The organism is Thauera sp., from assembly GCF_034003485.1.
In the GTDB taxonomy this organism is placed as follows: Bacteria; Pseudomonadota; Gammaproteobacteria; order Burkholderiales; family Rhodocyclaceae; genus Thauera.
Map to the genome: position 1 here is coordinate 12,727 of NZ_JAVEYL010000006.1, position 26,794 is coordinate 39,520.

The 26,794-nt window shown below is 67.1% G+C and carries 29 protein-coding genes; 17 read left to right on the forward strand and 12 right to left on the reverse strand.

Translation table 11 applies throughout. The annotated features are described in order from the left end of the window. Positions 1-29: 29 nt before the first annotated feature. The 11 genes from RBT54_RS04420 to fliR all read left to right on the forward strand — a co-directional run bounded on the left by RBT54_RS04420 (position 30) and on the right by fliR (position 8,992). On the forward strand, positions 30-884 hold the full coding sequence (locus tag RBT54_RS04420) for a flagellar assembly protein FliH (protein WP_320364518.1): 855 nt from the start codon (positions 30-32) through the stop codon (positions 882-884). Further along, positions 881-2,275 (forward strand): flagellar protein export ATPase FliI, encoded by a 1,395-nt coding sequence (gene fliI, locus RBT54_RS04425; RefSeq protein ID WP_320364520.1) that lies wholly within the window; start codon positions 881-883, stop codon positions 2,273-2,275. Before RBT54_RS04420 ends, fliI begins: the two co-directional genes overlap by 4 nt. A 213-nt stretch (positions 2,276-2,488) precedes the next feature. Next, positions 2,489-2,932 carry a flagellar export protein FliJ gene (gene fliJ / locus RBT54_RS04430; RefSeq protein WP_320364522.1) on the forward strand — a complete coding sequence of 148 codons (444 nt, stop codon included), beginning with the start codon at positions 2,489-2,491 and terminating at the stop codon, positions 2,930-2,932. Positions 2,933-3,110: 178 nt separating this feature from the next. Beyond that, positions 3,111-4,481, forward strand: coding sequence for a flagellar hook-length control protein FliK (locus RBT54_RS04435; protein ID WP_320364524.1), 1,371 nt, complete (start codon positions 3,111-3,113; stop codon positions 4,479-4,481). A gap of 93 nt (positions 4,482-4,574) precedes the next feature. Then, positions 4,575-5,150: a flagellar basal body-associated FliL family protein gene (locus tag RBT54_RS04440; protein WP_320364526.1), complete on the forward strand. Its 576-nt coding sequence runs from the start codon at positions 4,575-4,577 to the stop codon at positions 5,148-5,150. A gap of 11 nt (positions 5,151-5,161) precedes the next feature. Further along, positions 5,162-6,172 (forward strand): flagellar motor switch protein FliM, encoded by a 1,011-nt coding sequence (gene fliM, locus RBT54_RS04445; RefSeq protein WP_320364527.1) that lies wholly within the window; start codon positions 5,162-5,164, stop codon positions 6,170-6,172. Next, positions 6,165-6,629 (forward strand): flagellar motor switch protein FliN, encoded by a 465-nt coding sequence (gene fliN, locus RBT54_RS04450; protein ID WP_320364530.1) that lies wholly within the window; start codon positions 6,165-6,167, stop codon positions 6,627-6,629. The genes fliM and fliN overlap by 8 nt, the downstream gene beginning before the upstream one ends. Next, positions 6,629-7,075 (forward strand): flagellar biosynthetic protein FliO, encoded by a 447-nt coding sequence (fliO, locus tag RBT54_RS04455; RefSeq protein ID WP_320364532.1) that lies wholly within the window; start codon positions 6,629-6,631, stop codon positions 7,073-7,075. The genes fliN and fliO overlap by 1 nt, the downstream gene beginning before the upstream one ends. Beyond that, positions 7,065-7,805 carry a flagellar type III secretion system pore protein FliP gene (gene fliP / locus RBT54_RS04460; protein ID WP_320364534.1) on the forward strand — a complete coding sequence of 247 codons (741 nt, stop codon included), beginning with the start codon at positions 7,065-7,067 and terminating at the stop codon, positions 7,803-7,805. The genes fliO and fliP overlap by 11 nt, the downstream gene beginning before the upstream one ends. 25 nt (positions 7,806-7,830) lie before the next feature. Next, the gene (fliQ, locus tag RBT54_RS04465; protein WP_320364536.1) at positions 7,831-8,100 is read left to right on the forward strand and encodes a flagellar biosynthesis protein FliQ; all 270 of its coding nucleotides are present in this window, start codon (positions 7,831-7,833) and stop codon (positions 8,098-8,100) included. A gap of 94 nt (positions 8,101-8,194) precedes the next feature. Further along, positions 8,195-8,992 (forward strand): flagellar biosynthetic protein FliR, encoded by a 798-nt coding sequence (gene fliR / locus RBT54_RS04470; protein WP_320364538.1) that lies wholly within the window; start codon positions 8,195-8,197, stop codon positions 8,990-8,992. Positions 8,993-9,013: 21 nt separating this feature from the next. Here the strand turns inward: fliR and RBT54_RS04475 are convergent, their stop codons facing one another. The 12 genes from RBT54_RS04475 to flgB all read right to left on the reverse strand — a co-directional run bounded on the left by RBT54_RS04475 (position 9,014) and on the right by flgB (position 20,099). Next, positions 9,014-9,493 (reverse strand): hypothetical protein, encoded by a 480-nt coding sequence (locus RBT54_RS04475; protein ID WP_320364540.1) that lies wholly within the window; start codon positions 9,491-9,493, stop codon positions 9,014-9,016. Positions 9,494-9,496: 3 nt separating this feature from the next. Further along, a complete protein-coding gene (gene flgL, locus RBT54_RS04480; protein ID WP_320364542.1) occupies positions 9,497-10,399 on the reverse strand; it encodes a flagellar hook-associated protein FlgL in 903 nt (300 codons plus the stop codon). Between the two features lie 13 nt (positions 10,400-10,412). After that, positions 10,413-12,374 (reverse strand): flagellar hook-associated protein FlgK, encoded by a 1,962-nt coding sequence (flgK, locus tag RBT54_RS04485; protein WP_320364544.1) that lies wholly within the window; start codon positions 12,372-12,374, stop codon positions 10,413-10,415. Between the two features lie 84 nt (positions 12,375-12,458). Further along, on the reverse strand, positions 12,459-13,565 hold the full coding sequence (gene flgJ / locus RBT54_RS04490; protein WP_320364546.1) for a flagellar assembly peptidoglycan hydrolase FlgJ: 1,107 nt from the start codon (positions 13,563-13,565) through the stop codon (positions 12,459-12,461). A 10-nt stretch (positions 13,566-13,575) separates the two neighbouring features. Further along, positions 13,576-14,700 carry a flagellar basal body P-ring protein FlgI gene (locus RBT54_RS04495; protein ID WP_320364548.1) on the reverse strand — a complete coding sequence of 375 codons (1,125 nt, stop codon included), beginning with the start codon at positions 14,698-14,700 and terminating at the stop codon, positions 13,576-13,578. A 10-nt stretch (positions 14,701-14,710) separates the two neighbouring features. After that, complete coding sequence (locus RBT54_RS04500) at positions 14,711-15,385, reverse strand: flagellar basal body L-ring protein FlgH (RefSeq protein WP_320364549.1); 675 nt, start codon at positions 15,383-15,385, stop codon at positions 14,711-14,713. Positions 15,386-15,396: 11 nt separating this feature from the next. Beyond that, positions 15,397-16,179 carry a flagellar basal-body rod protein FlgG gene (gene flgG, locus RBT54_RS04505; RefSeq protein ID WP_320364551.1) on the reverse strand — a complete coding sequence of 261 codons (783 nt, stop codon included), beginning with the start codon at positions 16,177-16,179 and terminating at the stop codon, positions 15,397-15,399. Positions 16,180-16,395: 216 nt separating this feature from the next. Next, the gene (gene flgF, locus RBT54_RS04510; protein WP_320364553.1) at positions 16,396-17,136 is read right to left on the reverse strand and encodes a flagellar basal-body rod protein FlgF; all 741 of its coding nucleotides are present in this window, start codon (positions 17,134-17,136) and stop codon (positions 16,396-16,398) included. Positions 17,137-17,167: 31 nt separating this feature from the next. Next, complete coding sequence (flgE, locus tag RBT54_RS04515; protein WP_320364555.1) at positions 17,168-18,526, reverse strand: flagellar hook protein FlgE; 1,359 nt, start codon at positions 18,524-18,526, stop codon at positions 17,168-17,170. 15 nt (positions 18,527-18,541) lie between these two features. Further along, positions 18,542-19,216 carry a flagellar hook assembly protein FlgD gene (locus RBT54_RS04520; protein WP_320364557.1) on the reverse strand — a complete coding sequence of 225 codons (675 nt, stop codon included), beginning with the start codon at positions 19,214-19,216 and terminating at the stop codon, positions 18,542-18,544. 62 nt (positions 19,217-19,278) lie between these two features. Continuing rightward, entirely contained in the window at positions 19,279-19,683 is a 405-nt protein-coding gene (flgC, locus tag RBT54_RS04525; protein WP_320364559.1) for a flagellar basal body rod protein FlgC, read from the reverse strand. An 11-nt stretch (positions 19,684-19,694) separates the two neighbouring features. After that, on the reverse strand, positions 19,695-20,099 hold the full coding sequence (flgB, locus tag RBT54_RS04530; protein ID WP_320364562.1) for a flagellar basal body rod protein FlgB: 405 nt from the start codon (positions 20,097-20,099) through the stop codon (positions 19,695-19,697). A gap of 335 nt (positions 20,100-20,434) precedes the next feature. Here flgB and flgA point away from each other — a divergent pair, with 335 nt between their 5' ends. The 6 genes from flgA (at position 20,435) to parC (ending at position 26,719) form a co-directional block, all read left to right on the forward strand. Then, positions 20,435-21,103, forward strand: a complete 669-nt coding sequence (gene flgA / locus RBT54_RS04535) for a flagellar basal body P-ring formation chaperone FlgA (RefSeq protein ID WP_320364564.1) — start codon at positions 20,435-20,437, stop codon at positions 21,101-21,103. 112 nt (positions 21,104-21,215) lie between these two features. Further along, positions 21,216-21,515 (forward strand): flagellar biosynthesis anti-sigma factor FlgM, encoded by a 300-nt coding sequence (flgM, locus tag RBT54_RS04540; RefSeq protein WP_320364565.1) that lies wholly within the window; start codon positions 21,216-21,218, stop codon positions 21,513-21,515. 13 nt (positions 21,516-21,528) lie between these two features. Continuing rightward, complete coding sequence (locus RBT54_RS04545) at positions 21,529-22,020, forward strand: flagellar protein FlgN (RefSeq protein WP_320364566.1); 492 nt, start codon at positions 21,529-21,531, stop codon at positions 22,018-22,020. A gap of 80 nt (positions 22,021-22,100) precedes the next feature. Beyond that, positions 22,101-24,089, forward strand: a complete 1,989-nt coding sequence (locus RBT54_RS04550; protein ID WP_320364568.1) for a DNA topoisomerase IV subunit B — start codon at positions 22,101-22,103, stop codon at positions 24,087-24,089. Between the two features lie 18 nt (positions 24,090-24,107). Then, positions 24,108-24,287 carry a hypothetical protein gene (locus tag RBT54_RS04555; RefSeq protein WP_320364570.1) on the forward strand — a complete coding sequence of 60 codons (180 nt, stop codon included), beginning with the start codon at positions 24,108-24,110 and terminating at the stop codon, positions 24,285-24,287. Continuing rightward, the gene (gene parC / locus RBT54_RS04560; protein ID WP_320364572.1) at positions 24,284-26,719 is read left to right on the forward strand and encodes a DNA topoisomerase IV subunit A; all 2,436 of its coding nucleotides are present in this window, start codon (positions 24,284-24,286) and stop codon (positions 26,717-26,719) included. The genes RBT54_RS04555 and parC overlap by 4 nt, the downstream gene beginning before the upstream one ends. Positions 26,720-26,794 lie beyond the last annotated feature (75 nt).

A 26,794-nucleotide genomic window follows, 5' to 3' on the forward strand; every position in this document is an offset into this window, starting at 1 on the left:
TGCCCCCCGGCGGATGAGCGGAGGCGGGCATGACCGTGTCGCGCCACCAGGCCGTGGGCGCCTACCGGCGCTGGGAGCCGGCCGAGTTCGGCAGCGACGAGCCGGTCGGCGCAAGCGCTGCCGGCGCCAAGCGCCCGCCCCAGGAGGCAGTGGTACCAGACCCGGCGGACGCAGTCGCCGCCAATCCGCCGCGCACAGCGTCGCCCCCGGGCGCTTCGCCTGCGGCGGCCCCGGCGTCGGTGCCTCCAGCGGAGCTTTCGCTGCCCCCGGACTTCCACCTGCCCACCGCCGAAGAGATCGAGCGCATGCACGAGGAGGTGCGTGCGGCCGGTTTCGCCGAGGGTCGTGAAGCGGGTCATGCAGAGGGTCTCGAGGCGGGACGCGCCGAGGGCTATGCCGAGGGCAAGGCACATGCCGAGGCCGAAGCTGCGCGACTGACGAGCCTTGCCGACGGGCTGGACGAGGCGCTGCATGCGTTCGATAACGAGGTCGCCGAAGAGATCATGGCGCTCGCGATCGAGATGGCGCGGCGCATGGTCAGGATCACGCTCGCCGAACACCCCGACACGGTGCTCGAAACCGTACGCAGCGCGCTGCTGCAACTGCCGCAGGGGCACGCCCAGATCCATCTGCATCCGGACGACATGGCGCTCGTGCGCCAGCACCTGGGCGAGCAGCTCAGCCACGGCGGCCACCGCCTGCAGGAGGACGCCCGCCTGCAGCGCGGCGAATGCCGCATCGACGGCCAGGGCGCGCAGGTGGATGCGACGCTGGAAACGCGCTGGCGGCGGGTGCTGGAATCGATCGGCCACGACCGCGCGCGCTGGCAGGTGCCCGATGAGGACGCCGGCAACGCTGGCCGGGGCGGCGAGGCGCCGGCATGAGCCGCCACGACGCGCTGTGGCGCGACTTTCTCGGGGACGGGCGGCGGCTGGTGGAGAGCTGCAACCCGCTGGAAGTCTCGGGCCGGCTGACCCGCATCAACGGCCTGGTCATGGAAGCGTCCGGCATCAAGCTGCCGCTGGGTTCCGGCTGCCGCATCCTGGTGCCGGGCGGCGGCGCGGTCGAGGCCGAGGTGGTCGGCTTCAACGGCGACAAGCTGTACATGATGCCGACCGACGACGTGTTCGGCCTGGCGCCGGGGGCACGCGTACTGCCGATGGAGGTCGGCGTGCCGCGCCTGGTACCGGGCAAGCGCATCGGGCCGCGCCGCCGCGCCGCCGACCGGGCCAAGCATCTGCCGGTGGGCGACGCGCTGCTCGGCCGCGTGGTGGATGGCGCCGGCCGCCCGCTCGACGGCCACGGCCCACTCGCCACCCAGGAGACGCGCTCGCTGCAGGGGCGGCCGATCAACCCCCTCGCGCGCGCGCCGATCGCGCAGCCGCTGGACGTCGGCATCCGCGCGATCAACGCGCTCCTCACCGTCGGCCGCGGCCAGCGCCTGGGCCTGTTCGCCGGCTCGGGCGTGGGCAAGTCGGTGCTGATCGGCATGATGGCGCGCTACACCGAGGCCGAGGTCATCGTCGTCGGCCTGATCGGCGAGCGCGGTCGCGAGGTCAAGGAGTTCATCGAGCAGAGCCTCGGCCCCGAGGGCCTGGCGCGCTCGGTGGTGGTCGCGGCGCCTGCCGATACCAGCCCGCTGATGCGCATGCAGGGCGCGTCTTACGCCACCACGGTGGCCGAGTATTTCCGTGATCAGGGCAAGCAGGTGCTGCTGATCATGGATTCGCTCACTCGCTACGCCATGGCCCAGCGCGAGATTGCGCTCGCGATCGGCGAGCCACCCGTGACCCGCGGCTACCCGCCGAGCGTGTTCGCCCGCCTGCCGGCGCTGGTCGAGCGCGCCGGCAACGGGCCCGAGGGCGGCGGCTCGATCACGGCGTTCTACACCGTGCTCGCCGAGGGCGACGACCAGCAGGACCCGATCGCCGACGCTGCGCGCGCGATCCTCGACGGCCACTTCGTGCTGTCGCGCAACCTCGCCGACCAGGGCCACTATCCGGCGATCGACATCGAGCAGTCGATCTCGCGCGCCATGCACGGCCTGGTGGGCGACGACCACTTCGGCGTGGTGCGTCAGTTCAAGCAGTTCTTCTCGCGCTATCAGCGCTCGCGCGACCTGATCGCGGTGGGCGCCTACCAGCCCGGCGGTGATCCGCTGCTCGACATGGCGGTGAAGCTGTACCCGAAGCTCGAGACCTTCCTGCAGCAGGGCATCCACGAGCACGAGACCTACGACGGCGCCCTGCAGAAGCTCGCGCAGGTGTTCTCGTAGACCGTGAGTGACGCCGTGGAAACACGGCACGGTGGGCGCAGGCTTGCCCGCGAATATCGCATGTGCAACCGCCGTATTCGCGGGCAAGCCCGCTTCCACAGGGGTTCACGCGCGGCCCGATCGGCGCGGAACATGACATAAGTCCGCGTCGCAATGCAGCAGAGCGGGCTAGAATTCCGGCGGTAACAGCCCGTATCGAGAAATCCGGACCCGATGACCGCCCGCTTTCACCTCCAGCCCCTGCTCGATCTCGCCAACACACGTACCGACGAAGCGGCGCGCAAGCTCGGCGAACTCGTCGCCGCAGAGCGTGACGTGGAACAGAAGCTGCAGATGCTCGAAGACTATCGCCAGGAGTACAACGAGCGCTTCGCACAGGCCGCACGTGACGGCCTCAGTCCCGACGCCTGGCGCAACTACAGCGCCTTCATCAACAAGCTTGACGATGCCATCGGCGCACAGCGCAAGGTGGTGGAGCAGTCGCGCGCGAAAACGGTGGAAGGCCAGCAGGCATGGCTCGCCCAGCGCACCAAGCTAAAGGCCTTCGACACGCTGTCGCAGCGTCACCAGCAGGTGGTCAACCGCCAGGAAGCACGCCAGGAGCAAAAGCAGTCCGACGAGCACGCTGCCCGGCGCGCACGCGGTGAGGATCAGTAGATGCACGCATGGCGCGCCGCGCGCTGCAGCCGGGCATGGCGGCTCGCCTCGGGTTGCCCTGGATCCGCGCGGGGTCTGTCCTGGCGCACTTTTTCTCCATTTGGCATGAGGCTTGCTTGAAGCTGGCTACCGGATCGTCCGCGATCCATCGCATCCAGCCCACGAGAGGCCCCTCACCATGTCTGCACCGTTCTCCACCTCCAGTCTCGCCAACAGCCTGAACCTGCGCGTCTCGACGCCTGCGGCACGCAATGCGGTGCTCGGCATCGACGGTAGCGGCGCATCGGGCGACAGCTTTTCGCGCACGCTGCAGAACCAGATGAATGCGGGCGGCAGCGCGAGCGCCCGCAGCGAAGCCGCCCCCAGCCAGGCAATGCGCGAACCGGAACGCAGCCGCGAACCCGAACGCAGCGCGACGAACGAAGCCGGCAAGAACACGCAGCCCGATCGCAAGAACACGGATGCCGCCACGCAGAACCGGGACGCAGAGGCCAAGGCTGGCGAGGCCGCGGCCGCCGGTCAGAAAGGCGATACCGCTGCCACGACGCCCAACGGCGGACAGGCCGCCGATGCGAGCGCTGCAGAGACGACGACGGCCGCCGAAGAATCGGCCGGCACCCTCGCCGCCGCGGCAGCGCAGGGAAGTACCCAGGCCGAAGGCGAGACCGCACTCGATGCCCTTGCGAGCGCCGCGGCCACCGCATCGTCGACGCCCCCCACAGATCCGGCAGCGCTTGCCGGCCTGCCGGCAGCCATTGCCGCCCTGCTCTCCGGCCGGCAAGCGCCGCCGAGCGGCGAGGCAGGCGACGGATTGGCCACCGAGGCGCCGCTGCTCGCCACCGGCGGCAAGGGCCGGTCGCTTCAGAATTCCGGCCTGCTGCCGAAAACCGATGTATCTGCCGAGACCGGCGGGCGCGGCGTGGCCACGCCGGCCTTCCTGCTGCAGGGGCGTGAGCTCGCTGCCGCCGTGATCGGCGCCCGGGGCGCAGCCTCGGGCCAGGCGATGCAGTCGCTGCAGGGGGAACCGGGCAGCGCCGCAAACCAGCAAACGGCCCAGGGCGTGCACACGCATGGCGCAATGCACCTCTTGCGCCATGCGCCGGCCACGCCGCAGCTGCCGGTCAATACACCGGCCGGCCAGCAGGCCTGGGCGGAGGACGTGGGCAACCAGGTGCGCTGGATGCTCGGCCGCGCCGAGAGCAAGGCCGAACTGGTATTGACGCCGCCGAACCTGGGCAAGCTGGAGGTTTCGATCAACCTCAACGGCGACCAGACCACGGCGCAGTTCATCGCCTCGAGCCAGGCCGCGCGCGATGCGCTCGAGCGCGCGATGCCGCAGTTGCGCGAAGTGCTGCAGCAGGCGGGCATCATGCTGGGCGATGCCAACGTCAGCACCTCGCAGCAGGGTGCGGATGGTGAAGGACAGGAAGGCCGCGGTCGCCATGGCGGACGTGGCGAAGGCGCAATCGCGGGTGAGGCCGCCGGCACGGGCAGCAGCACCGGCGTGTGGCTGAGACAGCAGCAGGGGATGGTCGACACCTTCGCCTGAAGCACTTGAATAGGGGCGGCTCTGCCCCACTTTTCGGCGCTTTGGGTGGTGCGATCTTCCCGGATAATTCAATCCGTAAAACAGGAGATTCGCATGGCCAAGGCGCCGGCAAAAGCAGAAGAAGGCGACGACGTCCCGAAGAAGAAGGGCAAGCTCGGGCTCATCATCGTCATCGTGCTGCTCGTGGTACTGATCCTGGTCGCGGTCGCGGTCGGTGCGCTGTTGCTGCTCAAGGGCGGCAAGGACAAGGCCGCGGAAGAGCACGCCCAGCAGGCGGGCCCCGCCGCTGCGCAGTTGCAGACGGCGGGCACGATCGACCTGAGCAAGCCGCCCACTTTCGTTCCGCTCGACGCGTTCACGGTGAATCTGCGCCGTGACGAGGGCGACCACTACCTGCAGGTGGTCGCGGTGCTGCGCGTGGCCGACGCCACCATGGACGCGACGCTCAAGGCCTTCATGCCCGAGATCCGCCACCGCATCAACCTGCTGCTTTCGAGCAAGCTGCCTTCCGAGGTCGCGACCATCGAAGGCCGCCAGGCGCTCGCGCTGACGATCACGGAGCAGACCAACGAGGCGCTCGGCTTCAAGCCGATGCGCGACGCTGCCGGGCAACCGGTCCCCAATGGCCCGGTGCAGTCCGTGCTGTTCACCTCGTTCATCATCCAGTAAGGGCTGCCGCCATGGCTGCGGACTTTCTCTCCCAGGAAGAAGTAGACGCCCTGCTGCGCGGCGTCACCGGGGAGTCAGACGAACCGACCGCGGACGAAGCCGCTGCGGAGGGGGTTCGCCCGTACAACCTGGCCACGCAGGAACGCATCGTGCGCGGGCGCATGCCCACGATGGAGCTCATCAACGAGCGTTTCGCCCGTTACCTGCGCATCGGCCTGTTCAACTACATGCACCGCAACGCCGAAGTCTCGGTGGGGCCGATCAAGGTGCAGAAATACGCCGAGTTCGTGCGCAACCTGGTGGTGCCGACCAACCTCAACCTGGTCATCGCCAAGCCGCTGCGCGGCACTGGGCTGGTGGTGTTCGACCCCAACCTGGTGTTCCTCGTCGTCGACAACATGTTCGGCGGCGACGGGCGCTTTCACACCCGGGTCGAGGGCCGCGACTTCACGCCCACCGAGCAGCGCATCATTCAGGGCATGCTCGATGTCGTGTTCACCGAATACGCCCGCGCCTGGGCGCCGGTGTTCAAGCTGCAGCTCGAGTACGTGCGCTCGGAGATGAACTCCCAGTTCGCCAACATCGCCACGCCCTCCGAGGTGGTGGTGGCGACCAGCTTTTCGCTCGAGCTGGGCGGGGCGCAGGCCGACATGCACATCTGCTTCCCGTACTCGATGCTGGAGCCGATCCGCGACCTGCTGTATTCGACGATGCAGAGCGACCACCTGACCTCGGACCGGCGCTGGATCAAGCTGCTCTCAAAACAATTGCAGACCGCCGAAGTCGAGCTCGCCTGCAATTTCGGCACCGCCCGCGTGTCGCTGCGCGACATCGTCGACATGCGCGTGGGCGACGTGATCCCGCTCGACGTGCCCGAGGTGCTGCAGGCCGAGGTCGATGGCGTGCCGGTGTTCGAAGGCCACCACGGCACCAAGAACGGGCGTTATGCGGTCAAGGTCGAGCGCTTCGTCGGCCCCGAGGAAGCCGAAACCCCACAGATTCCGGGAGGCCACAATGGCTGACGAGAACCAGATTACCGACGATGACTGGGCCGCTGCGATGCAGGAGCAGGCCACAGCCGAAACCAGCGACAGCGAGGCCGACCGTGTGGCGGCAGAACTCGCGGCGGCGGCGATGGGCGATTCGCCCTACCAGGCCCGCCCGGCCAGCCAGTTGTTCGAGGACTTCGGCGGTGCCGGTGGCAAACCCGGCGCGCTGAACGACTTCGACATGATCCTCGACATCCCGGTGCAGATCACCGTGGAACTGGGGCGCACCAAATTGTCGATCCGCAACCTGCTTCAGCTCGCCCACGGTTCGGTGGTGGAGCTCGACGGCCTGGCCGGCGAGCCGATGGACGTGCTGGTCAATGGCACGCTGATTGCGCAGGGCGAGGTCGTGGTGGTGAATGACAAGTTCGGCATCCGCCTGACCGACATCATCACGCCCGCCGAACGCATGCGGAAGATCCGCAACTGATGGCTGCAATGCCTGCCCCGCAAGCAACCGAAGCGCTGGCCGCGCCTGGCGCCGGCACCAGCGCGGCGACAACACCGCTGACCACCGGCGCGGCGGTGCCCGAGCTTGGCGCCAGCGTGCTGCAGATGATGTTCGGCCTGGCTGTGGTCATTGCGCTGCTGTTCGCCTCGCTGTGGCTGATCCGCCGGCTGAGTGCGCCGCGCGGCGGAACGGCAATCAAGGTGCTTGCCGCCGCAGCGGTGGGGCCGCGCGAGCGCGTGGTGCTGATCGAGCTCGGCGAACAGGTGCTGGTACTCGGCGTGGCCCCGGGCAGCGTCACCCGCCTGCACGACATGAAGCGCAGCGAACTCCCCGTGCCCGTGAATGCCGGTGGCACCAACGCCCCCGGCGGCAAGGCCTTCGCCGCCTGGCTGAAGCAGGCCACGGAGCGCCGCAATGCGGGTTGAGCGGCTCATCCTGCCGGCCGTGCTCCTGATGCTGCCGGTGCTGGCGCACGCGCAGGCCCTGCCCGCATTGACCTCCACCGAAACCCCCGGCGGCGGCACCACCTACAGCCTCACCCTCCAGACCCTGGTGCTGATGACGCTCTTGAGCTTCATCCCGGCACTGGTGCTGATGATGACCAGCTTCACCCGCATCCTGATCGTGTTCTCGCTGCTGCGTCAGGCCATGGGCACGCAGACCGCGCCGCCCAACCAGGTGCTGCTCGGGCTCACGCTGTTCCTGACCTTCTTCATCATGGCGCCGGTGGCCGAGCGGGTGTACAACGACGCCTATCTGCCGATGTCCGCAGGCCAGATCCAGTTCGACCAGGCGCTCGAGCGCGCCTCGGTGCCGGTCAAGACCTTCATGCTCGCGCAGGTGCGCCAGCCCGACCTGGAACTCTTCGCCGGGCTGGCCAAGGTGCCGCCGGTGGACAAGGCCGAGGACCTGCCGATGCGGGTGGTGATCCCGGCCTTCGTCACCTCTGAATTGAAGACCGCGTTCCAGATCGGCTTCATCGTCTTCATCCCCTTCATCATCATCGACATGGTGGTGGCCTCGGTGCTGATGTCGATGGGCATGATGATGATGTCGCCGGTGATCGTGTCGCTGCCGTTCAAGATCATGCTGTTCGTGCTGGTCGACGGCTGGACGCTCTTGATCGGCTCGCTGGTGCAGAGCTTCGCGGTGTAGCCGCGCCCGCCCGAGGAGAACGACCATGACCCCTACCGCTGTCATCGAGCTCGGCCGCCAGGCCGTCGAAGTCACCCTGCTGGTGTCGGCACCGCTGTTCATCGCCGCGCTCGCCACCGGTCTCATCATCAGCATCTTCCAGGCCGCCACCCAGATCAACGAGATGACCCTGTCGTTCGTGCCGAAGCTGGTGGCGATCTTCGTCACCCTGGTGCTGGCCGGGCCGTGGATGATCACCATCCTGACCGACTTCATGCGCCGGCTGATCGAATCGATCCCGTCGATGATCGGCTAGCGTGGATGGTCGCGACCGTGCGCCGCGCGACCATCTCACCCTTGTACCGCCTACCCTCACTCCCCGCTGCGATGTCCCTTCGGCCCGCCCGCTCATGATCGAGGTCACCGCCGCCCAGCTCGACGCCTGGCTCGCCGCGCTGATGTTTCCGCTCGCGCGCCTGCTCGGGCTGTTCTCGTCGGCGCCGGTGTTCTCCAACCGCGGCGTGTCGGTGCGCGTGCGCCTGGCGATCGGGATGGGCGTGGCGATCGCGGTGCTGCCGGTGATGCCGCCGATGCCGCAGGTGGCGCCGGGCGGCGGCCTGGGGCTGGCGATCTTCGCGCAGCAGATGTTCATCGGCATCGCCATCGGTTTCATGATGCGCATCGTGTTCGCCGCAGTGGACATGGCGGGCGCGCTGATCGGCATGCAGATGGGCCTGTCGTTCGCGATCTTCTTCGACCCCGACGCCGGTGGGCAGACGGCCGTGCTGTCCGACTTCCTGAACCTGCTCGCCACCCTGCTCTTCCTGGCGGCCAACGGCCATCTGCTGATGATCGACATCCTGGTACGCAGCTTCGAGTGGCTGCCGGTGACGACGACCCCGGCCAATGCCGCAGGCTGGGGATTCATCGCGCGCACCGGGGTCACCGTGTTCACCGCCGGCCTGCTGCTGTCGCTGCCGGTGATCGCGATCCTGCTGGTGGCCAACATCGCGCTCGGCGTGCTGACGCGGGCGGCGCCGCAATTGAACCTGTTCGCCGTCGGCTTCCCGATCACGCTGACTGCGGGCTTCATCGGCGTGCTGCTGTTCATGACCAACTTCGCGCCCGTGCTGCAGAGCCTGTTCGAACGCGGTTTCGACAGCATCGGGGTGTTGCTCGACGCGCTCGCCCCCTTGCCTGCGCCTTGACCAGCGTCGCCTGACGAGGGCTTACAACTCCGGGAACAGGCGCGAGCGCACCAGGCGGATCTCCCCACTGGCGAACCGCCGTGCGAACGGCCGTGTCGACTCGATGCCTTCCTCGTAACGCAGCACGTCGAAGCCGGCAAAGCCGCCCGCCTCCACCACCTGGCGCGCATTGCGCAGGAAGACCTGGCGCGCTTCACCTTCGCCACCGGTGACGAGTGCCTTCATGCGCAAGTCCATGCGCAAGCGGTCCTCGCCGGCACGGCTGACGTCGATCTTCCAGGTCGGCGCGAGCGGATCGTAGATGGCATAAGCGACCAGCGCACCCGCAAGGTATTCCGGCTCGAGATATTCGAGCTCGCTCGCCATCCACACGACGCCCGCCACGAGCGCAACCGGCCCCGAAAGCTCGACGGCGCGCTCGCTCATCCGCGGCCCGCTGCCGTCCGACGCGCAGCCCGTGAGCAGCATCGTAAGGGTGAAGGAAAGGGCAGCGCGGCGCATGGTTCAGTTCAGGTAGTTGAAGAGCGAGAGCCCGGTGATCTTGAGGAAGGACTGCTGGGCGGCCTGGAGGTAAGTCTGCTGCTGGGTCAGGCGCGAGATGGCCTCGTTGTAGTCGAGATCCTGCAGGTTCGACAGCGTGGTGGCGTACTGCAGGTCGAGGTCGCTGCCGATGAAGCCGAGCTGCTCGACCTCGACGAGCTGCGAGCCGATCTGGGCGCGCGTGGTGAGGACGTTGTCGAGGCTGGTGTCCAGGCCGCCGAGGGCCGTGCTGACGGCATCGCTGACTACGCCGCCGCCCTCCAGCGCGCTGATGAACTCGCCGAGCACCTTGAACACGCTGTCGTCGCCCGCGCCGAACACGCGCTCGCCGCCGAAACTGACCGGCATGAAACGCGAGGACGATACCTGCATGGTGCGGATACCCTGGTCGCCGTCGTATGCGGCGGTCAGGGTCGCGGAATTCCCATCAAACGCTGGCTTGTCGGATTTGTACCCGGCAAACAGGTAGTCGCCATTGGCATCGCGCGTGTTGGCGATTGCGAGCATGGCGTCGAACTGCGCCCGCAGATCGGTGGCGATCGATTTGCGATCGGCATCGGACAGCGCCGGATTGCCCGCCGCAAGCACACGTTCACGCGCGTACTGGATGATCTCGCCCGCTCCGTCGAGTTGCCCCTCGACCAGCTTGAGCGCGTCCTCGGCGTAGCCCTGATTGGTGGTGAATTGTTTGTTGACGCTGCGCGACTGGGTGACGTCGAGCGCGCGCGCCGAGGCCACCGGGTCGTCGGCCGGGGTGAGGATCTTGCGCCCGGTGGCGATCTGCTGCCCGGTGTAGAGCAGTGCCGCCGACTGGGTCTGCAGGGCGCGCACGCCCTGGTCGTAAATCATGTTGGTCGATACACGCATGATGCGTTCTCCCTCAGCGGCCGATCGCCAGCATTTCGTCGAACAGGCGCTGCGCCACCGACATCACCCGCCCCGCTGCCTGGTAGGTCTGCTGGAAGCGCACCAGGTTCGCCGCCTCCTCGTCCAGATTGACGCCCGACACCGAGTCGCGCGCCGCCGTGGCCTGCGCCAACAGCGAGCTCTGCGTGCGCTCGCCCGCTTGTACCTCGCGCGCCTTGCTGCCGACCTTGGCCACAAGTTGAGCATAGGCGTTGTTGAGCGTGGCGGTCGGCCGATCGGCGCTGCCGCCGGCGCCGAACATCAGCTTGTCGGTCTGCAGCGCGCCGAGCAGCGCGGCGTTGCGGTTGTCGGCGATGCCGTCCTTGTTGTCATCCAAGGTGACAACATCGTTATCGGCAGGCACTCCGGAAATCTTGAGTTCGATCTTCACGCCATCCGCATTGGTGACTTCGAACGTCTTTCCAGTGCTGTCCGTCGCGGGGTCGTAGGCAAGCGTGCCAGTCCAGCCAGCGACTGCCGGAACAAGCTCGAACGCGTTCGTTGCTTGATCGAAGGTGTAAGACAGGCTCGGCAACGACAGCGATGTGCCGGCAGCATCCTCTTTCACGCCAGCGAATACCACTGATTGCACTTTGAGCGAGCCCGTGTTGGCGCTCGGCAAGTTCGCAAGCACCGGCGCGGCCGCCGCAACATCCCGCGGATCACTGATCTCCATCCCGATGGTGCCGGCAGCATAGCGCGTGGGATAGACGAAAACCTTGTCGCCATCGACCATGCCATCCAAACCGCTGAAATCCAAACCGGCGAACGTGGCATCCCCCCCGGCAACGGCGAGCGGACTGCCCTTGCCCGTCGCAATATCGACCAAGGTGTAGGCACCACCGTCCTTGCGCAGTTCGTAGTCCGCACCCGTGAGTTCGGCGAGCTTGGCAGGATTGATCGCGACCTCGACCCCGCTATCCGCCGGCTCGATCCGTGCGCTACCTACGCGGAAAAAGTCACCGCCCAGCGCACCCTCCAGGTCGACACCAAGTTTGTGCTGCTCATTGAACGCCGTCGCAATCGTAGCCGCAATCAGCCCCAGGCTGCGCTGCGCCGGCTCCAAGCCATCGCGCCGCACCGCGAGCAAACCGCCGAGCTCCCCGCCGCTGATCAGGTTCTCGGCCAGCGGGGTCTGGGTGCCGTTCGGGCCGCTGATCATGACCATCGGCCGACCCTTCTCGTCGAGCGTGTCGCCCATCGACAGTTGCTTGGCGTTGGTGCCGAGCACCAGCGCCTGACCGCTACCGATGAAGATCGACAACGAACCGTCACGCTGCGGCACCGCATTGACCTTGACCAGCGTGTTGAGCTCGGCGATGGCCTGGCCGCGCTGGTCGAGCAGGTCGTTTGCCGCCGAACCGAAGCCGGTGGCCTGCGACACGGCGATGCGCTGATTGAGTTCGGCGATGGCGCCCGCGTAGCTGTTGATGCTGGCCATCGTGGACGCCATGTCCGTTTCCACGCCCTGGGCGATCTCGCCGATGAGCGCGTCGAGGGTGTTGAAGCGAGAGACCAGGGTCTCGCCGGTCGAAATCAGCGCCTGGCGGGCAGCAACGTTGGTCGGGTTGGACGAGACACTCTGCAGTGCGCCGAAGAATTCGTTGAGCGCCGGGGTAAGACCGGTGTCGGAATCGGCCAGCACATTGTCGACCTGCGAGATGAAACGGTTGTAGGCCGCGAACTCGGCGCGGCGGCTGTCCGCGTTCATCACCTGGGTCTCTAGCAGCTCGCTGTAGGAACGCTTGACGCCGGTGATGGCCGTCCCGGTACCGAAGAAGGCGCCGCCAAGAAACTGCGGGTCGCGCGCTTGCTGGGTGACGCTCTGGCGGTGATAGCCCGGCGTCGCCGCGTTGGCGATGTTGTGGCTCGTGGTGTTGAGGTAAGCCTGCGAGGCGTTCAGGCCAGTGAGCCCGATGTTGAGCAAGGACGACATGATGTTTCCCTGATGCGCTGGTTTTGAGGCCTTACAAGCAAGATCCCTGCCAGGCCCCTGTCACCCCAGCGCGCAGACCCCGTTTCAGCCCGCCAGCGCAAGCGCGTTGCGCAGCGTGTTGCCACCGATGATGCGGGTGAGCTTGTCGGCGTACATCGGGTCGGTGGCGTAGCCGGCGTCCTGCAGGCTGCGCGCAAAGCCGGCCGGATCGGTCTGGCCGAGCACGTCGGCGTAGCGCGGGCTGCGCGTCATCAGGTTGGCGTAGTCGCGGAACGACTCGGCGTACGAGCCATAGGCGCGAAAGCGCGAGGGCTCGGTGTAGGCCTGGCCGTTGGCGTATTCGGTGACGTCGCGCGCCACGCTGTTGCCCTTCCAGCTGCTGCCCGCCTTGATGTTGAAGAGGTTGTGGCTCGCGCTGCCGTCGGCGTGACGCAGCTGCTTCTGGCCCCAGCCGGTCTCGAGTGCAGCCTGTGCGACCATGAACTGCGGCGGGATGCCGGTCGTGCGGCTGGCCTCGACCGCATGCGGCCACACCTCGGCAACGAAGTCCCTGGCGGGCTGCGAGACTGCACCCGTGGCGTCGCGCGCGCTGCGCACGGCCTCGTTGAGCCGGGCCTCGAGCGCGGCCTTTTCGTAGATCGATGCGGCGGAGAAGCTGCCGGTGCCGACCCCAGCGCCCATGCCCGGAACACGCGCCGCATCCGGCAAACCGGCAAGGGCGGCAACGGCAGAAGCTTCCAGTTCACGGCCACGGACGGCAGGAATTGCCGGTCGGCGCACGACGTTGGCCAGATCGAAACCGCTGTTGCCGGCCCGGCTGCCGGCGCCGCTGCCTGCCGCGCCCTCATCCGCCTGAGCGTCCACGGACGCCGCCGCCCCCACAGGTCCATCCTTGCCGCCAAGCTGGCGGTAGATGACCTCGGACAGGCCGGTGCCCCTGGACTGCGACATGTTCAGCGCCATCTGCTGGTCGAGCAGGCTCTGGTACATCTTGGTCTGCTCGCTGTCCATCATGCTGGTGGCCGGCGTGGCGTCGCGCATGGATTTCATGACCATCTGCAGGAACAGCGCCTCGAACTGCTTGGCAGCGGCGCGCAGGGCGACGTCCTGCTGGCCGTCGCTGCGCGCAAGCCGCTTGAGGTCGCCGAGCGAGTTGGGATCGAAGGCGTTGAGCTGGAAGCCGGCATTCATCACGACGTCCTCAGATGATCTCCAGGTCGGCACGCAGCGCGCCGGCGGCCTTCATCGCCTGCAGGATGCTGACGAGGTCCATCGGCTTGGCACCGAGCGCATTGAGCGCCTTCACCACATCAGCAAGATTGGTGCCGCCGCGCACATTGAACAAGGCGCCACTGTCCTGGACGATATCGACCTGGCCGGTCTGCGTGACCACGGTCTGCCCGCGGGAGAACGGCGCAGGCTGGCTGACCTGGGCCTCGGTGTTGACGGTGACGGTGAGGTTGCCGTGCGCCACCGCCACGTTCTGCAGCGTGACGCGCTGGTTCATGACCACCGAGCCGGTACGCGAGTTGACGATGACCTTGGCCGCCTGCTGCATCGGCGTGACCTCGAGGTTCTCGAGGTGGCCGAGGAAGGCGACGCGCGCGCTGGAGTCGCCCGGCGCGCGCACCTGGATGCTGCGCCCGTCGAGTGCGCGCGCAGATCCCGGATAGACGAGATTGATCGCATCCACCACCCGACGCGCGGTGCCGAAATCGTTGTCGTTGAGCTCGAAGGTTACCGTCTCGCCCTCGCCCAGCATCGTGGGTACGGCACGCTCGACCGTGGCGCCGCCCGGGATGCGGCCAGCCGACAGGTGATTGATGACCTGCGACGCGCCGCCGCCCTGCGCACCGGCGCCGCCCACCGCCATGTTGCCCTGGGCGATCGCATAGACCTGGCCGTCGGCGCCCTTGAGCGGCGTCATCACCAGCGTGCCGCCGCGCAGGCTCTTGGCGTTGCCGATCGAGGACACGGTGACATCCACCTGCTGCCCGGGGCGCGCGAACGGCGGCAAGGTCGCGGTGACCATCACCGCGGCGACGTTCTTCAACTGCAGGTTGGTGCCCGGCGGCAGGGTCACCCCCATGTTGCCGAGCATGTTGATGATGCTCTGCACGGTGAAGGGGGTCTGCGTGGTCTGGTCGCCCGAGCCGTCGAGGCCGACCACCAGTCCGTAGCCGACGAGCTGGTTGTCGCGCACACCAGCCACCGAGGCGAGATCCTTGATGCGCTCGGCGGCGGCCTCGGCGGCGGTGCTGTAGAAGATGCCGGCGGCGAGCATCGCCACCAGGGCGCGCATCAACAGGGATGGAAGCTTGGACATGGCGCCGTCCTCAGAAAGGCATGATGGCGACGAAGAAGCGCTGCAGCCAGCCCATGGTGTTGGATTCGTCGATGAAGCCGCTGCCGCGGTATTCGATGCGCGCATCGGCGACCTGGGTCGACTGCACGGTGTTGGCGGCGGTGACGTTGTTGGGATTGACCACGCCCGAGAAACGGATGAACTCGTTGCCCTGGTTGATCGCCACCATCTTCTCGCCCGACACCAGCAGGTTGCCGTTGGGATAGAGCTCGATCACGGTGACAGTGATCGTGCCGTTGAAGGCGTTGTTGGCCGCCGCCGCACCCTTGCCGGCGAACTCGGACTCGGCATCGGCCTCGGCCGCAAGGCCGCTGAGCCCGCTCAAGGGCAGCCGAGTGATCGGTCCGATGCTGGCGGTCATGCTGCCGTTGCGGGTGGCGTTGGCGTTGGCGCTCTTCTGCGCGGTGTTGCGCTCGACGAGGTTGATGGTGATCGTGTCGCCCACATGACGGGCGCGCCGGTCCTCGAACAGCGGCCGGGCGTAAGCGACCTGGTAGATTGCGCCAGTGGCGGGCACGGCCTGGGCGCGTGCCTCGGCGCGCGCGGTCATCGGTTGATGCACCGCGGTCGGTGGCGTGGGATAGATCGACGCGCAACCCGACAGCAGGGCCAGGGCGACGAGGGCGAGCGCAGCGGAGAACTTCATCGCAGCGCGCCTCAGAGCTGGGTCAGCCGACCGAGCATCTGGTCGGAAGTGGAGATGGCGCGCGAGTTGAGCTCGTAGGCGCGCTGGGTGACGATCATGCTCACCAGCTCTTCGGCCACGTTGACGTTGGAAACCTCGACATAGCCCTGATTGAGCACCCCGGCGCCGTTGGTCCCGGGCTGGACGGGCGTGGCCACGCCGCTGGAGGCCGTCTCGTAGAACAGGTTCTCGCCCGCCGCCTGCAGGCCACCCGGGTTGACGAAGGTGGCGAGCTGCACGGCGCCAATCTCGACCGGCGCCACACCCCCGGCCTGCAACACGCTCACCGTGCCGTCCTTGCCGATGGTCACCGACAGCGCATCGGCGGGAACGTTGATGTTGTCGGCCAGGGTGTAGCCGCTGGCGGTGACCACGTTGCCCTGGTTGTCGAGCTGAAAGGCGCCGTCACGGGTATAGGCGGTGGTGCCATCGGGCATCGCGACCTGGAAGAAACCGTTGCCCTGCACCGCGACGTCGAGCGAGCCGCCGGTCTGCTGCAGCGTGCCCTGGGTGAAGATGCGCTCGGTGGCCACCGGCTTGACGCCGGTGCCGATCTGCAGGCCGCTGGAGATCTGCGTCTGCTGGGTCGACTGTGCGCCGGGTTGGCGGATGGTCTGGTAGAGCAGATCCTCGAAGATCGCGCGCTGGCGCTTGAAGCCGTTGGTGGATACGTTGGCCAGGTTGTTGGAGATCACGTCCAGATGGGTTTGCTGGGCGTCCAGCCCGGTGCGGGCGGTCCACAGTGAGCGGATCATGATGAAGTCCTTTGCCGTGCGTTGCCGGTGCGGCAGACATTGCCGGTCGAGATTGCCGGATCGGCGTGTGAATTGCCGCCGGCGAATTGCTGTCTGCTCTCGTTCGTTCGCTGCCGCTTTGCCGCTTTTTCGATGGAATCAGTTTAGGCTCGTGCCGTCACCGACCATGCTGCGATAAGCAATGCAAAAACCGTGCTAATCCGCCAGCGGAGTCCCTTAACCGACGCGGCCGAGCACCTGCGCAGCGGCGCGGTCGTTCTGCTCGGCGGTCGAGAGCATGCGGGTCTGCATCTCGAACTGACGGGACAGGGAGATCATCTGCACCATCTGGTCGACCACATTGACGTTGCTGCCTTCGAGGTAGCCGCCCGCCACACGCACGTTGGGGTCGGCCTGCGCCAGCGCCCCACCCTGCACGCGGAACAGCCCGTCGTCTCCGCGCACCAACTGAGCCTCGGCTGGATTCACCAGCTTGAGCTGGGCAACCACATTGACCACCCCGGGCTGGTCGGGCTGGGATGCGGAAATCGAGCCGTCTGCACCGATGGTGATTTCGTTATCGGGCGGAATCGTGATCGGCCCACCGTCGCCCAGCACCGGCTTGCCGTCGTGCGTCTGCAGGATGCCGTTGGGGCTGACTTCGAGGCTGCCGTTGCGGGTGTAGGCCTCGCTGCCGTCGGGCATCTGTACCGCCAGCCAGCCCTTGCCGGCGAGCGCGACGTCGTAGGGGCGGCCGGTGAATTGCAGCGAACCTTCGCCGAAATCGGTCGCCACACTGGCATCGACCGTAAATGAGCGCGTGCGCATCGCTTCGGTCTGCACCTCCACCGCGCGCAGCTTGTGGAGCTCGGCGCGAAAGCCGGTGGAGGTGGCGTTGGCGAGGTTGTGCGCGACCGCCGCCTGCTGGTCCATGGTGCCCTTGGCGCCGGTCATCGCGGTGTAGATCAGGCGGTCCATCGCTGGCCTCTTGCGTTAGGTGGGATCAGAATCAGCGCAGGTTCACCAGGGTCTGCAGGATCTGGTCCTGCGCCTTGATCGACTGGGCGTTGGCCTGGTAGTTGCGCTGCTGGATGATCATCTGCACGAGCTCCGTGGTGAGCTCGACGTTTGCATCCTCGACCATGCCGGCGGAAATCACCCCGGCCACGCCCTCGCCGGGCTTGGTCGGCGCGGTGAGGCCGGAATCGAGCGTGGCCTCCCAGTAGTTGTTGCCAATCGAGTTCAGGGCGTTGGGGTTGCGGAAGGTCTGGATTGCGACCTGGGCGAGGCCCACGGTTTCGCCGTTCGTATATCTTCCGGTGACGATGCCGTCGCGACCGACCGACACGCCCGCGAGTTCGCCGCCGGTATAGCCGTTCTGGGTGAGCTCGGTAATCAGGTAGGGACCACCGATCTGGCGCATGCCGCTGAAATCGGTGTAGAAGGTGAAGTCCATGGCATCCGGTGCGTATTTCTCCGGCACCTCGAGCGGCGAGGTCGCACTCGGCCCGGCTACCGGCGTTTTCAGCGTGCCGTCCTCGTTGAAGCTCAGTGTCCATGTGGGTGTGACGGGACCGGGCGGGGCCGGGGGCGCGGGCGGGGGCGTCGAGTCGAGCGGGTAGTCGCCGTCGACACTGAGGAAGACCTTCCAGGTATTCGCCGTCTCTCCTGCGGTCACGTTCGCTTTCACAAAGTAATAAGTGAACTCGTGAGACTTGCCCAGGCTGTCGAACGCCTCGATCGAGGTCGAAAAGTTGTAGGTCCGTGCGTCGCGCCATTCATTCGTCGCCGGGTCGCCGAGCGGACGCGGGAAGGTGTTCCCCGGCAGTGAGGGATAGGTCTCCTCGGGGCTCAGCGCATTGGCGTCGAGGTTGCCGCCGACTTCGACCAGATTTGTCGCCTGCGCAAGCGAACCGATGATCGGGATCTGAATTTCCTTCAGCCCGCCCACCGGCGTCGGCAGCTGGCCAAGTGCAGCGGGGCTCTGGAAACCCATCAGTTTCTCCCCGGTCGCGGCAATGATGAAGCCGTTCTTGTCGAGTTCGAACTGCCCGTTGCGGGTATAGACGTTCGGCCCGTCCGAGCGCCCGACGATGAAGAAGCCATCGCCATTGATCGCCAGGTCAAGCGGGTTGTTGGTCGTGGTCAGGTTACCCTGGGTGAAGCTCTGCCGCACTGCCCCAAGGGTGCTGCCCGCCCCCACCTGCTTGCCGGAAACCGAACCGGTCAGCGACGCCGCATACACGTCTCCGAACACCGCCCCGCCGGTCTTGAAGCCCACCGTGTTGGTGTTGGCAACGTTGTTCGAAATGATGTCCAGGGCCTTGGAGGAAACGTTCAGGCCGCTCAAACCTTGCTGGAAAGACATGATCGGGGCTCCGGATCAGAGGATCTGCTTGATGTCGTTGTATTTGAAGATGCCGAGCGAACCGACCTGGAAGTCGGTGCCGGCGGCGCCACGGATCACGCTGGTGACCGGGCCGAATTCGAGACTGCGACCGGTGACCTTCTCGCCTTCCATCGTGGCGCTCATCTCGATCGTGTAGACGCCCTGGGCGGCCTGGGCGCCATCGTTGGCGGTGCCGTCCCAGATGAAGTTCTGGCTGCCCGCCTCGACGTCATCGAGCTGGATCTGCTTGACCTCGAGGCCGGACGCATCCTTGATCGACAACACCACCTTGTCGGCAGGCGCATCGAGCTCGAAGCCGCCGATCGCACCGGATTCGGTGAGCGACAGCTTCTTGCCTTCGACCAGCACACCACGGCCAACCAGCGCAGCGGCCTGCATCGAGTCGCTCTCGCTCTGGTTGTCGACGAAGGACTGGAACATCTTGTTGAGGCGCTCGATACCATCGACCGTGCTCATCTGCGCCAGCTGCGAGGTGACCTCGGCGTTTTCCATCGGGTTGAGCGGGTCCTGGTTCTTGAGCTGCGTGGTGAGCAGCGTCAGGAAGCGCGCGTTCATGTCCTCGGAGGACGTCGCCGCCGTCTTCTCGCGGGTGTTGATGTTGGCAAGCACGCTCGCGGCGGTGCTCTGGGTAGTCGATACGGTGCTCATTGCTTTCTCCTGCTCGCGGCGCCTGTCGCCTGACGGCCTGTCTGGAAGCCCGCCTGCAAGCCTTATTGGCCAATCTGCAAGGTACGCTGAAGCAAGGTCCGTGCCGTGTTCATCACCTCGGCGTTGTTCTGGTACGAGCGCGAGGCGGAGATCATGTTCACCATCTCTTCGACCACGTTGACGTTGGGCATCTCGACATAGCCGTCTGCATTGGCGGCCGGGTTGTTGGGCTCGAACACCAGCCGCATCGGCGCGGTGCTTTCCACCACACCCTTGACCTGCACGCCCACGGCGGCCGGCCCGGCGACCGGCTGGGCCGCGAACACGACCTGCTTGGCGCGGTAGGGCTGGCCGTCCTCGGCGGTGACGCTGTCGGCGTTGGCGAGGTTGGAGGCGGTGGTGTTGAGCCGCAGCGACTGCGCATTGAGCGCGGAGCCGGCGATCTGAAAGACGTTGAGCATGCTCATGAGGATTCTCCTTACTGGCCGGTGATCGCGGTGTTCATCGAACGCAGCATGCCGTTGATGAAGGTGACGCTGGCCTCGTAGCGCAGCGCGTTCTCGGCGAAGGCCGCGCGTTCGACGTCCATGTTCACCGTGTTGCCATCGACCGCAGATTGCAGTTCGCTGCGATAACCGGTGAGCGCCTCGAGCGTGGGCGCGCCGCCGCCCTGAATGTGGCCGGACTGCGTGGTGGCGAGCGGCACCCCCGAATTCGAGGCCTTCAGCGCCCCCTGCAGCACAGCGCGGAAATCCACGTCCTTCGCCTTGTAGTTGGGCGTGTCGGCGTTGGCGATGTTCGAGGCGATCAACTGCTGGCGGTGTGCCTGCAGGCTGAGGGCGGTCTGATGAAACTGGATCTGCCTGTCGAACAAGGTATTCATGTCGGTGCTCCTGGGGCCGCGCGATCGGCATGGTCCGGTCGCAGTTTCCATGCCAGTCATCTTAGGCGTCGGGACGCACGCCCCTTTTGCCGATAAGCGGCCGAAACACCGGCCAATTTCGCCGGCAGCGGGCGGCAAGGATTGCCGACCTGCCGCCCTGACTTCGCCCGTTCCGGTCTCACGGTTGCCTCCGAACGCGGCAACGTGGTGCAATCGTGCGCATGTCTTCAAATCCCGCCCCGTACCAGTCCCCGCGACAGCCCGTCGACTGCCCCCCGACCCTGTGTCGCCCGATCGCTCGACCGCCGTTCGGTCGCGCCCTCGTTGCGCTCACGATGCTCGTCACCGCGTCGGGACTGCCCGCATCACCTGTCCATGCCCAGCAGGCGCCGGACGTGGCCGAGGCACGGGTGCGGGAATTCCTGCAAGCTCAGGCCGCCGGCCTGCCGGGCGAGGTGGCGATCCAGGTCAGCCCACTCGACCCGAACAACCAGTTGCCCGCTTGCGCCGCGCTCGAGCCCTTCCTGCCGGCCGGCACGCGCGCCTGGGGACGTATCAGCGTCGGTGTGCGCTGCGCTTCGCCGGTAAACTGGACCGCCTATCTGCAGGCGCAGGTATCCGTGGTTGCCGACTACCTCATCGCGGCGCGACCGCTGCGCGCAGGCCAGATCGTCGGTCCGGCCGACATCGGCCAGCGCCGCGGCGACCTGACCGCCCTGGCGGACAACACCCTCACCGATGGCACCCAGGCCATGGGCCACCACACCCGCTTCGCAGTGGCCGCCGGCACGCCCATACGCGGCGACATGCTGCGCATACCGCATGCGGTGCGCCAGGGGCAGAATGTGCCAGTGGTCAGCGTAGGCCCGGGCTTTCGCGTCTCCAGCGAGGGCCGAGCAATGAACAACGCCGCGCCGGGTGAAAGCGTGCGCGTCCGCTTGAGTAACGGCCAGGTCGTCACCGGTGTCGCGCAGCCGGGCGGCACGGTCGAGGTGAGCTTCTGACCAGGCGAGAGCGACCACACCGCCGCGTGAAGAATTTCACGACTTATTCGCTAAAGTTTTTCCGGACCCCGCCGAAAAGAACGTCAGAGTCAATTTGTTTTGGAGCTGCGCCATGAAAATCGAAGGTACGGGCAAGCCGATTGCCCCCAGCGCCACGGGCGAGGCCCGCCCGCGCAACCCGGCGAATCCAGCGTCCACGGTCGCGAGCGGCGCCGACAAAGTCCAGCTGTCTTCACTGTCGTCGAGCCTGCAAAAGGCCGAGAGCGCGATCGCACAAGCGCCGGTCGTGGATACGCAGCGCGTCGCGGAGATCAAGCAGGCAATCGCCAACGGTGAATTCAAGATCGACGCAGGCCGGATCGCCGACGGCCTGATCAACAGCGTCCGCGAGATGCTGGCCGGTCAACGCTGACCCACGACCGGCAATGAACCGCGCGCCGGCTGTGCCCACACCCGCCGATCAGCAGCGGCTCGCCCTGCTGATCGAGGCCGAGGCCATCCAGCTCGGGGAGTTCGTCGCGCTGCTCGAGCGTGAGGAGGCGCTGCTGACGTCGGGTGACACCGATGCGCTGCTCGCGCTCACGCAGGACAAGAACGAACGCTATCGCCGGCTGCAACGCCTGTCCGACGATCGTGTGCTGCTGCTCGGCCGTCTCGGTCGCGTCACCTCCGACGCGACCATCCGCGAACTGCTCGCCGACCTGCCGCGGGTGCTCGCGCGCTGGGATGAAGTCATCGGCCTCGCGCGTCAGGCGGGCGAACGCAATGCCATCAACGGCAAGCTCATCCTCGAGCGCATGGCGCACAACCAGGCCGCGCTGTCGGTGCTGCTTGCCGCCGCCGACCAGCCCCCGCTCTACGACGCCGAAGGCCACACCCGCGCCGTTGGCGGTGGACGCATGCTCGGCAGCGCCTGAGCGCGCCACAGCCTGAACATACATACAGCGCCGGGCTCTGCTATCCTTGCGCCCTTCGTGAAACCGAACGGGCCTGCAGCATGGCTGGCAAGCAAGACACCCCCAAGCAGTACGACGAATCCTCCTTCCGCGTCCTGAAAGGACTCGAGCCGGTGCGTGAGCGCCCCGGCATGTACACCCGCACCGACAGCCCGGCGCACATCATCCAGGAAGTGATCGACAACGCCGCCGACGAGGCGCTCGGCGGCTTTGCGAAGAAGATCCACGTCACCCTGCACCTCGACGGCTCGGTCACCGTGGCCGACGACGGCCGCGGCATCCCGGTCGGCCTGCATGCGGAGGAAGGCGTGCCGGTGGTGGTGCTGGCCTACACGCGCCTGCATGCGGGCGGCAAGTTCGACAAGCGCGAGGGCAACTCGGCCTATGCGTTCTCGGGCGGCCTGCACGGCGTCGGCGTGTCGGTGACCAACGCGCTGTCCACCCGGATCGAGGTCGAGGTGCGGCGCGAGGGCAAGATCCACCGCATCGACTTTGCCGACGGCGGCGAGACGATCAGCCCGGTGCGCGTCGAAGGCGACTGCGGCCGCCAGACCGGCACCCGCGTGCGGGTGTGGCCCGATGGCAAGTACTTCGATTCGCCGCGCGTGCCGATGAACGAACTCGAGCGCCTGCTGCGTTCGAAGGCGGTGCTGCTGTCGGGCGTCAATGTGCGACTCGACATCGAGCAGGCCAATGGCCCGGCGCTGACCAAGACCTGGTCCTACCCGGAAGGGCTGGCCGGCTACCTGAAGGAGCTCGCCGGCGACGTCGAGCCGGTGGCGCCGATCTTCACCGCCGAGAAATATGCCAGCAAGGACGACCCCACTTTCGCCGCCGGCGAAGGCGCGGCCTGGGCGCTGGCGTGGTTCGAATCGCCCGTGCCGAGCGAGTCCTACGTCAACCTGATCCCGACCGTGAACGGCGGCACCCACGAATCCGGCCTGCGCGCCGGCGTGTTCGAGGCCATGAAGTCCTTCATCGACCACCACACCCTGCTGCCGCGCGGCGTCAAGCTGCAGCAGGAGGACGTGTGCGGGCGCATGAGCTTCGTGCTGTCGGCGCGCCTGCTCGACCCCCAGTTCCAGGGCCAGGTGAAGGAAAAGCTCAACTCGCGCGAGGCGGTCAAGCTGGTGTCCTCGCAACTGCGCGACCCCTTCGAGATCTGGCTCAACAACCACGTCGAGGCCGGCCGCGCGATCGCCGAGCTTTCCATCAAGCAGGCGCTGGCACGGCAGAAGAGCGCACAGAAGGTCGAGAAGAGGAAGACCTCGGGCGTCGCGGTGTTGCCGGGCAAGCTGTCGGACTGCGAATCCGAGGACCTCGCCGACAACGAGCTCTTCCTGGTCGAGGGCGACTCCGCCGGCGGCTCGGCCAAGATGGCGCGCAACAAGGAGACCCAGGCCATCCTGCCGCTGCGCGGCAAGGTGCAGAACGCCTGGGAGATCGACCCCGACCGTCTGTTCGCCAACGCCGAGATTCACGACATCGCGGTCGCGCTCGGCGTGGATGCGCACAAGGCCGACAGCGACGTGGACCTCTCCGGCCTGCGCTACGGCAAGGTGGTCATCATGTCCGACGCCGACGTCGACGGCGCCCACATCCAGACCCTGCTGCTGACGCTCTTCTTCCGCCACTTCCCCAAGCTCATCGAGCGCGGCCACGTCTATGTGGCGCAGCCGCCGCTGTATCGCGTGGACGTCCCCGCCCAGGGCAAGAAGCGCCCGCCGCGCCGCCTGTATGCGCTCGACGAGGGCGAACTCACCGCCATCCGTGACCGCCTCGCCAAGGAAGGCTTCAAACCCGACGCCATCGAGATCGGCCGTTTCAAGGGCCTGGGCGAGATGAACCCCGACCAGCTGCGCGAAACCACCATGGACCCCGCCACCCGCCGCGTGCTGCCGGTCAAGGTGCGCAACGGCGCGCTCAAGGACACGCTGAAGATGTTCACCCTGCTCATGGGCAAGGGCGAAGCTTCCGGCCGGCGCGCGTGGATGGAAGAAAAGGGCGACAGCGTCGAGGCGGATATCTGAGCCCCGGAGGACCCGCACATGAAGACGAACTCCAATAACAAGCTCACGCCGGTCGGCGCGCTCGACGCCCTGGCGCTGTTTGAACCCGATTTCTCGATCACGCGCGATCAGCCTGCAAAGGCGGAACCGCGCGCGCCGATCGACACGGGGTCGAACTTGGAGCGCGCGCCGAACGAAGGCGAAGATCACCAAGCATGAGCAACAACACTCCCGACCTGTTCGGCGCCTCCGAGGCGCCCGAATCTGCCAAGCCGCTGACGACCGCAGTCGCACCGGCGCTTCCCGCAACGAGCGAAACACCCGCGGCCATGATTGGTGCGGACCTGCCGCCCCCCCCTGCCCCACCCGCCGCCCCGGAGCCCGAGCCCGAAGACGACGGCACGCTGGCGCTGGACCGCTTCGCCGAGCGCGCCTACCTCGCCTACGCGATGAGCGTGGTGAAGTCGCGCGCGCTGCCGCAGGTGGAAGACGGCCTGAAGCCGGTGCAGCGCCGCATCCTGTTCGCGATGAGCGAGATGCGGCTGTCGTCCACCTCCAAGCACGTGAAGTCCGCGCGCGTGGTCGGCGACGTGATCGGCAAGTACCACCCGCACGGCGACTCCAGCGTCTACGACGCCATGGTGCGGGTGGCGCAGGACTTCTCGCTGCGCTACCCGCTGGTTGACGGCCAGGGCAACTTCGGCTCGCGCGATGGCGACTCGGCAGCGGCGATGCGCTACACCGAGTGCCGCCTGACCCCGATCGCCGAGCTGCTGCTCGCCGAGATCGACCGTGGCACGGTGGACTTCATCCCCAACTACGACGGCGCCTTCGAAGAGCCGCAGCTCATGCCGGCGCGCCTGCCCTTCGTGCTGTTGAACGGCGCCTCGGGTATCGCCGTGGGCATGGCGACCGAGATCCCGCCGCACAACCTGCGCGAGGTGGCCGAAGCCACCTGCCACCTGATCCGCCACCCCGAAGCCACGCTCGAGGACGTGCTCGCCATCATCCCCGGCCCGGACTTCCCCGGCGGCGGCCAGCTCATCTCCACCCCCGAGACCATCCGCGACGCCTACGCGTCCGGCCGCGGCAGCCTGCGCCTGCGCGCGCGCTGGAAGATCGAGGAACTCGCGCGCGGCCAGTGGCGGGCGATCATCGAGGAGCTGCCGCACGGGGTGTCCGCGGCGCAGGTGCTGTCCGAGATCGAGACCCTGACCAACCCGCAGCCGCGCGCAGGCAAGAAGGAGGTCTCGCAGGAGCAGAAGAACCTCAAGCAGCTCGTGCTCGGCGTGCTCGACACGGTGCGCGACGAATCCAGCGACAAGGCCCCGGTGCGCATCGTGCTGGAGCCCAAGTCGAGCCGCCAGAACCGCGACGAGTTCATGGCGGTGCTGCTCGCCCACACCAGCCTGGAGACCTCGGCCTCGGTCAACATGACCATGATCGGCCGTGATGGCCGCCCGCAGCAGAAGAACCTGGTGCAGATCCTGCGCGAGTGGATCGACTTCCGCTTTGTGACGGTCGAGCGCCGCACCCGCCATCGCCTGGACGAGGTCGATCGCCGCATCCACATCCTCGAAGGCCGCATGATCGCCTTCCTGCACATCGAGGAGGTGATCCGCGTGATCCGCGAATCGGACGAGCCCAAGCCGGCGCTGATCGCCGCCTTCGGGCTGTCGGACATCCAGGCCGAGGACATCCTCGAGATCCGCCTGCGCCAGCTCGCCCGCCTCGAAGGCTTCAAGATCGAGAAGGAGCTCGCCGAGCTGCGTGACGAGCGCGCCGGCCTGCAGCACATCCTCGACAGCCGCGCGGCGATGACCAGGCTCATCCTCAAGGAGATCCAGGACGACGCGAAGAAGTACGGCGACGACCGCCGCACCCTGGTCGAAGCCGTGGCCGCGGTGGCGCCGGCCGAGATCAGCGTGCCGGACGAGCCGGTGACGGTCATCGTGTCGAAGAACGGCTGGGTGCGCTCGCGCCAGGGCCATGGCATCGACCCCGCCGGCATCACCTACAAGGCCGGTGACTTCGGCTTCGCGGTGATCGAGACCCGCACCGTCTGGCCGCTGATCGTCATCGACAGCAACGGCCGCGCCTACACGGTGAAGGTATCCGAGCTGCCCGGCGGGCGCGGTGATGGCGCGCCGATCGCCACCCTGGTCGAGTTCCAGGATGGCGGCAAGCTGGCGCAGGTCGTCACCGACGCGCCGGAGGCGGTCTATTTCTTCGCCAACAGCGGTGGCTACGGGTTCTTGTGCAGTGTTGGCAATGCCACCAGCCGCCAGCGTGCGGGCAAGGCTTTCATGGGCCTCGAACAGGGAGAAAAGGTGCTTGCACCGGCAAGGGTCTGTGGCGACTGGATCGCCGCGGCGTCGGAAAACGGTCGCCTGCTCGTCTTCCCCCGCCCCGAGATGAAGACCCAGAGCGGCGGGCGCGGCGTGATCGTGATGGCACTGGACGAAGGCGAGACGCTCGCCGCCGTTGCGGTGCCCGCCGACGACGCGGTGCTGACTGTGGAAGGCACCGGCCGCGGCGGCAAGACGGTGACGATCGAGCTCAAGCCCGGCCAGCGCGAGCCGCTGCGCCACCGCCGCGCACGCAAGGGTGCACCGCTGACGCCGAAGGTGAAGCCGGAAAGGATGCGCTGAACAAGTCCCGTCACCGAAGTCAGGATGCAGCAATCGCCAGCCCAACGCGTCTTCGATGTGTGCTGCTTGTGGGAG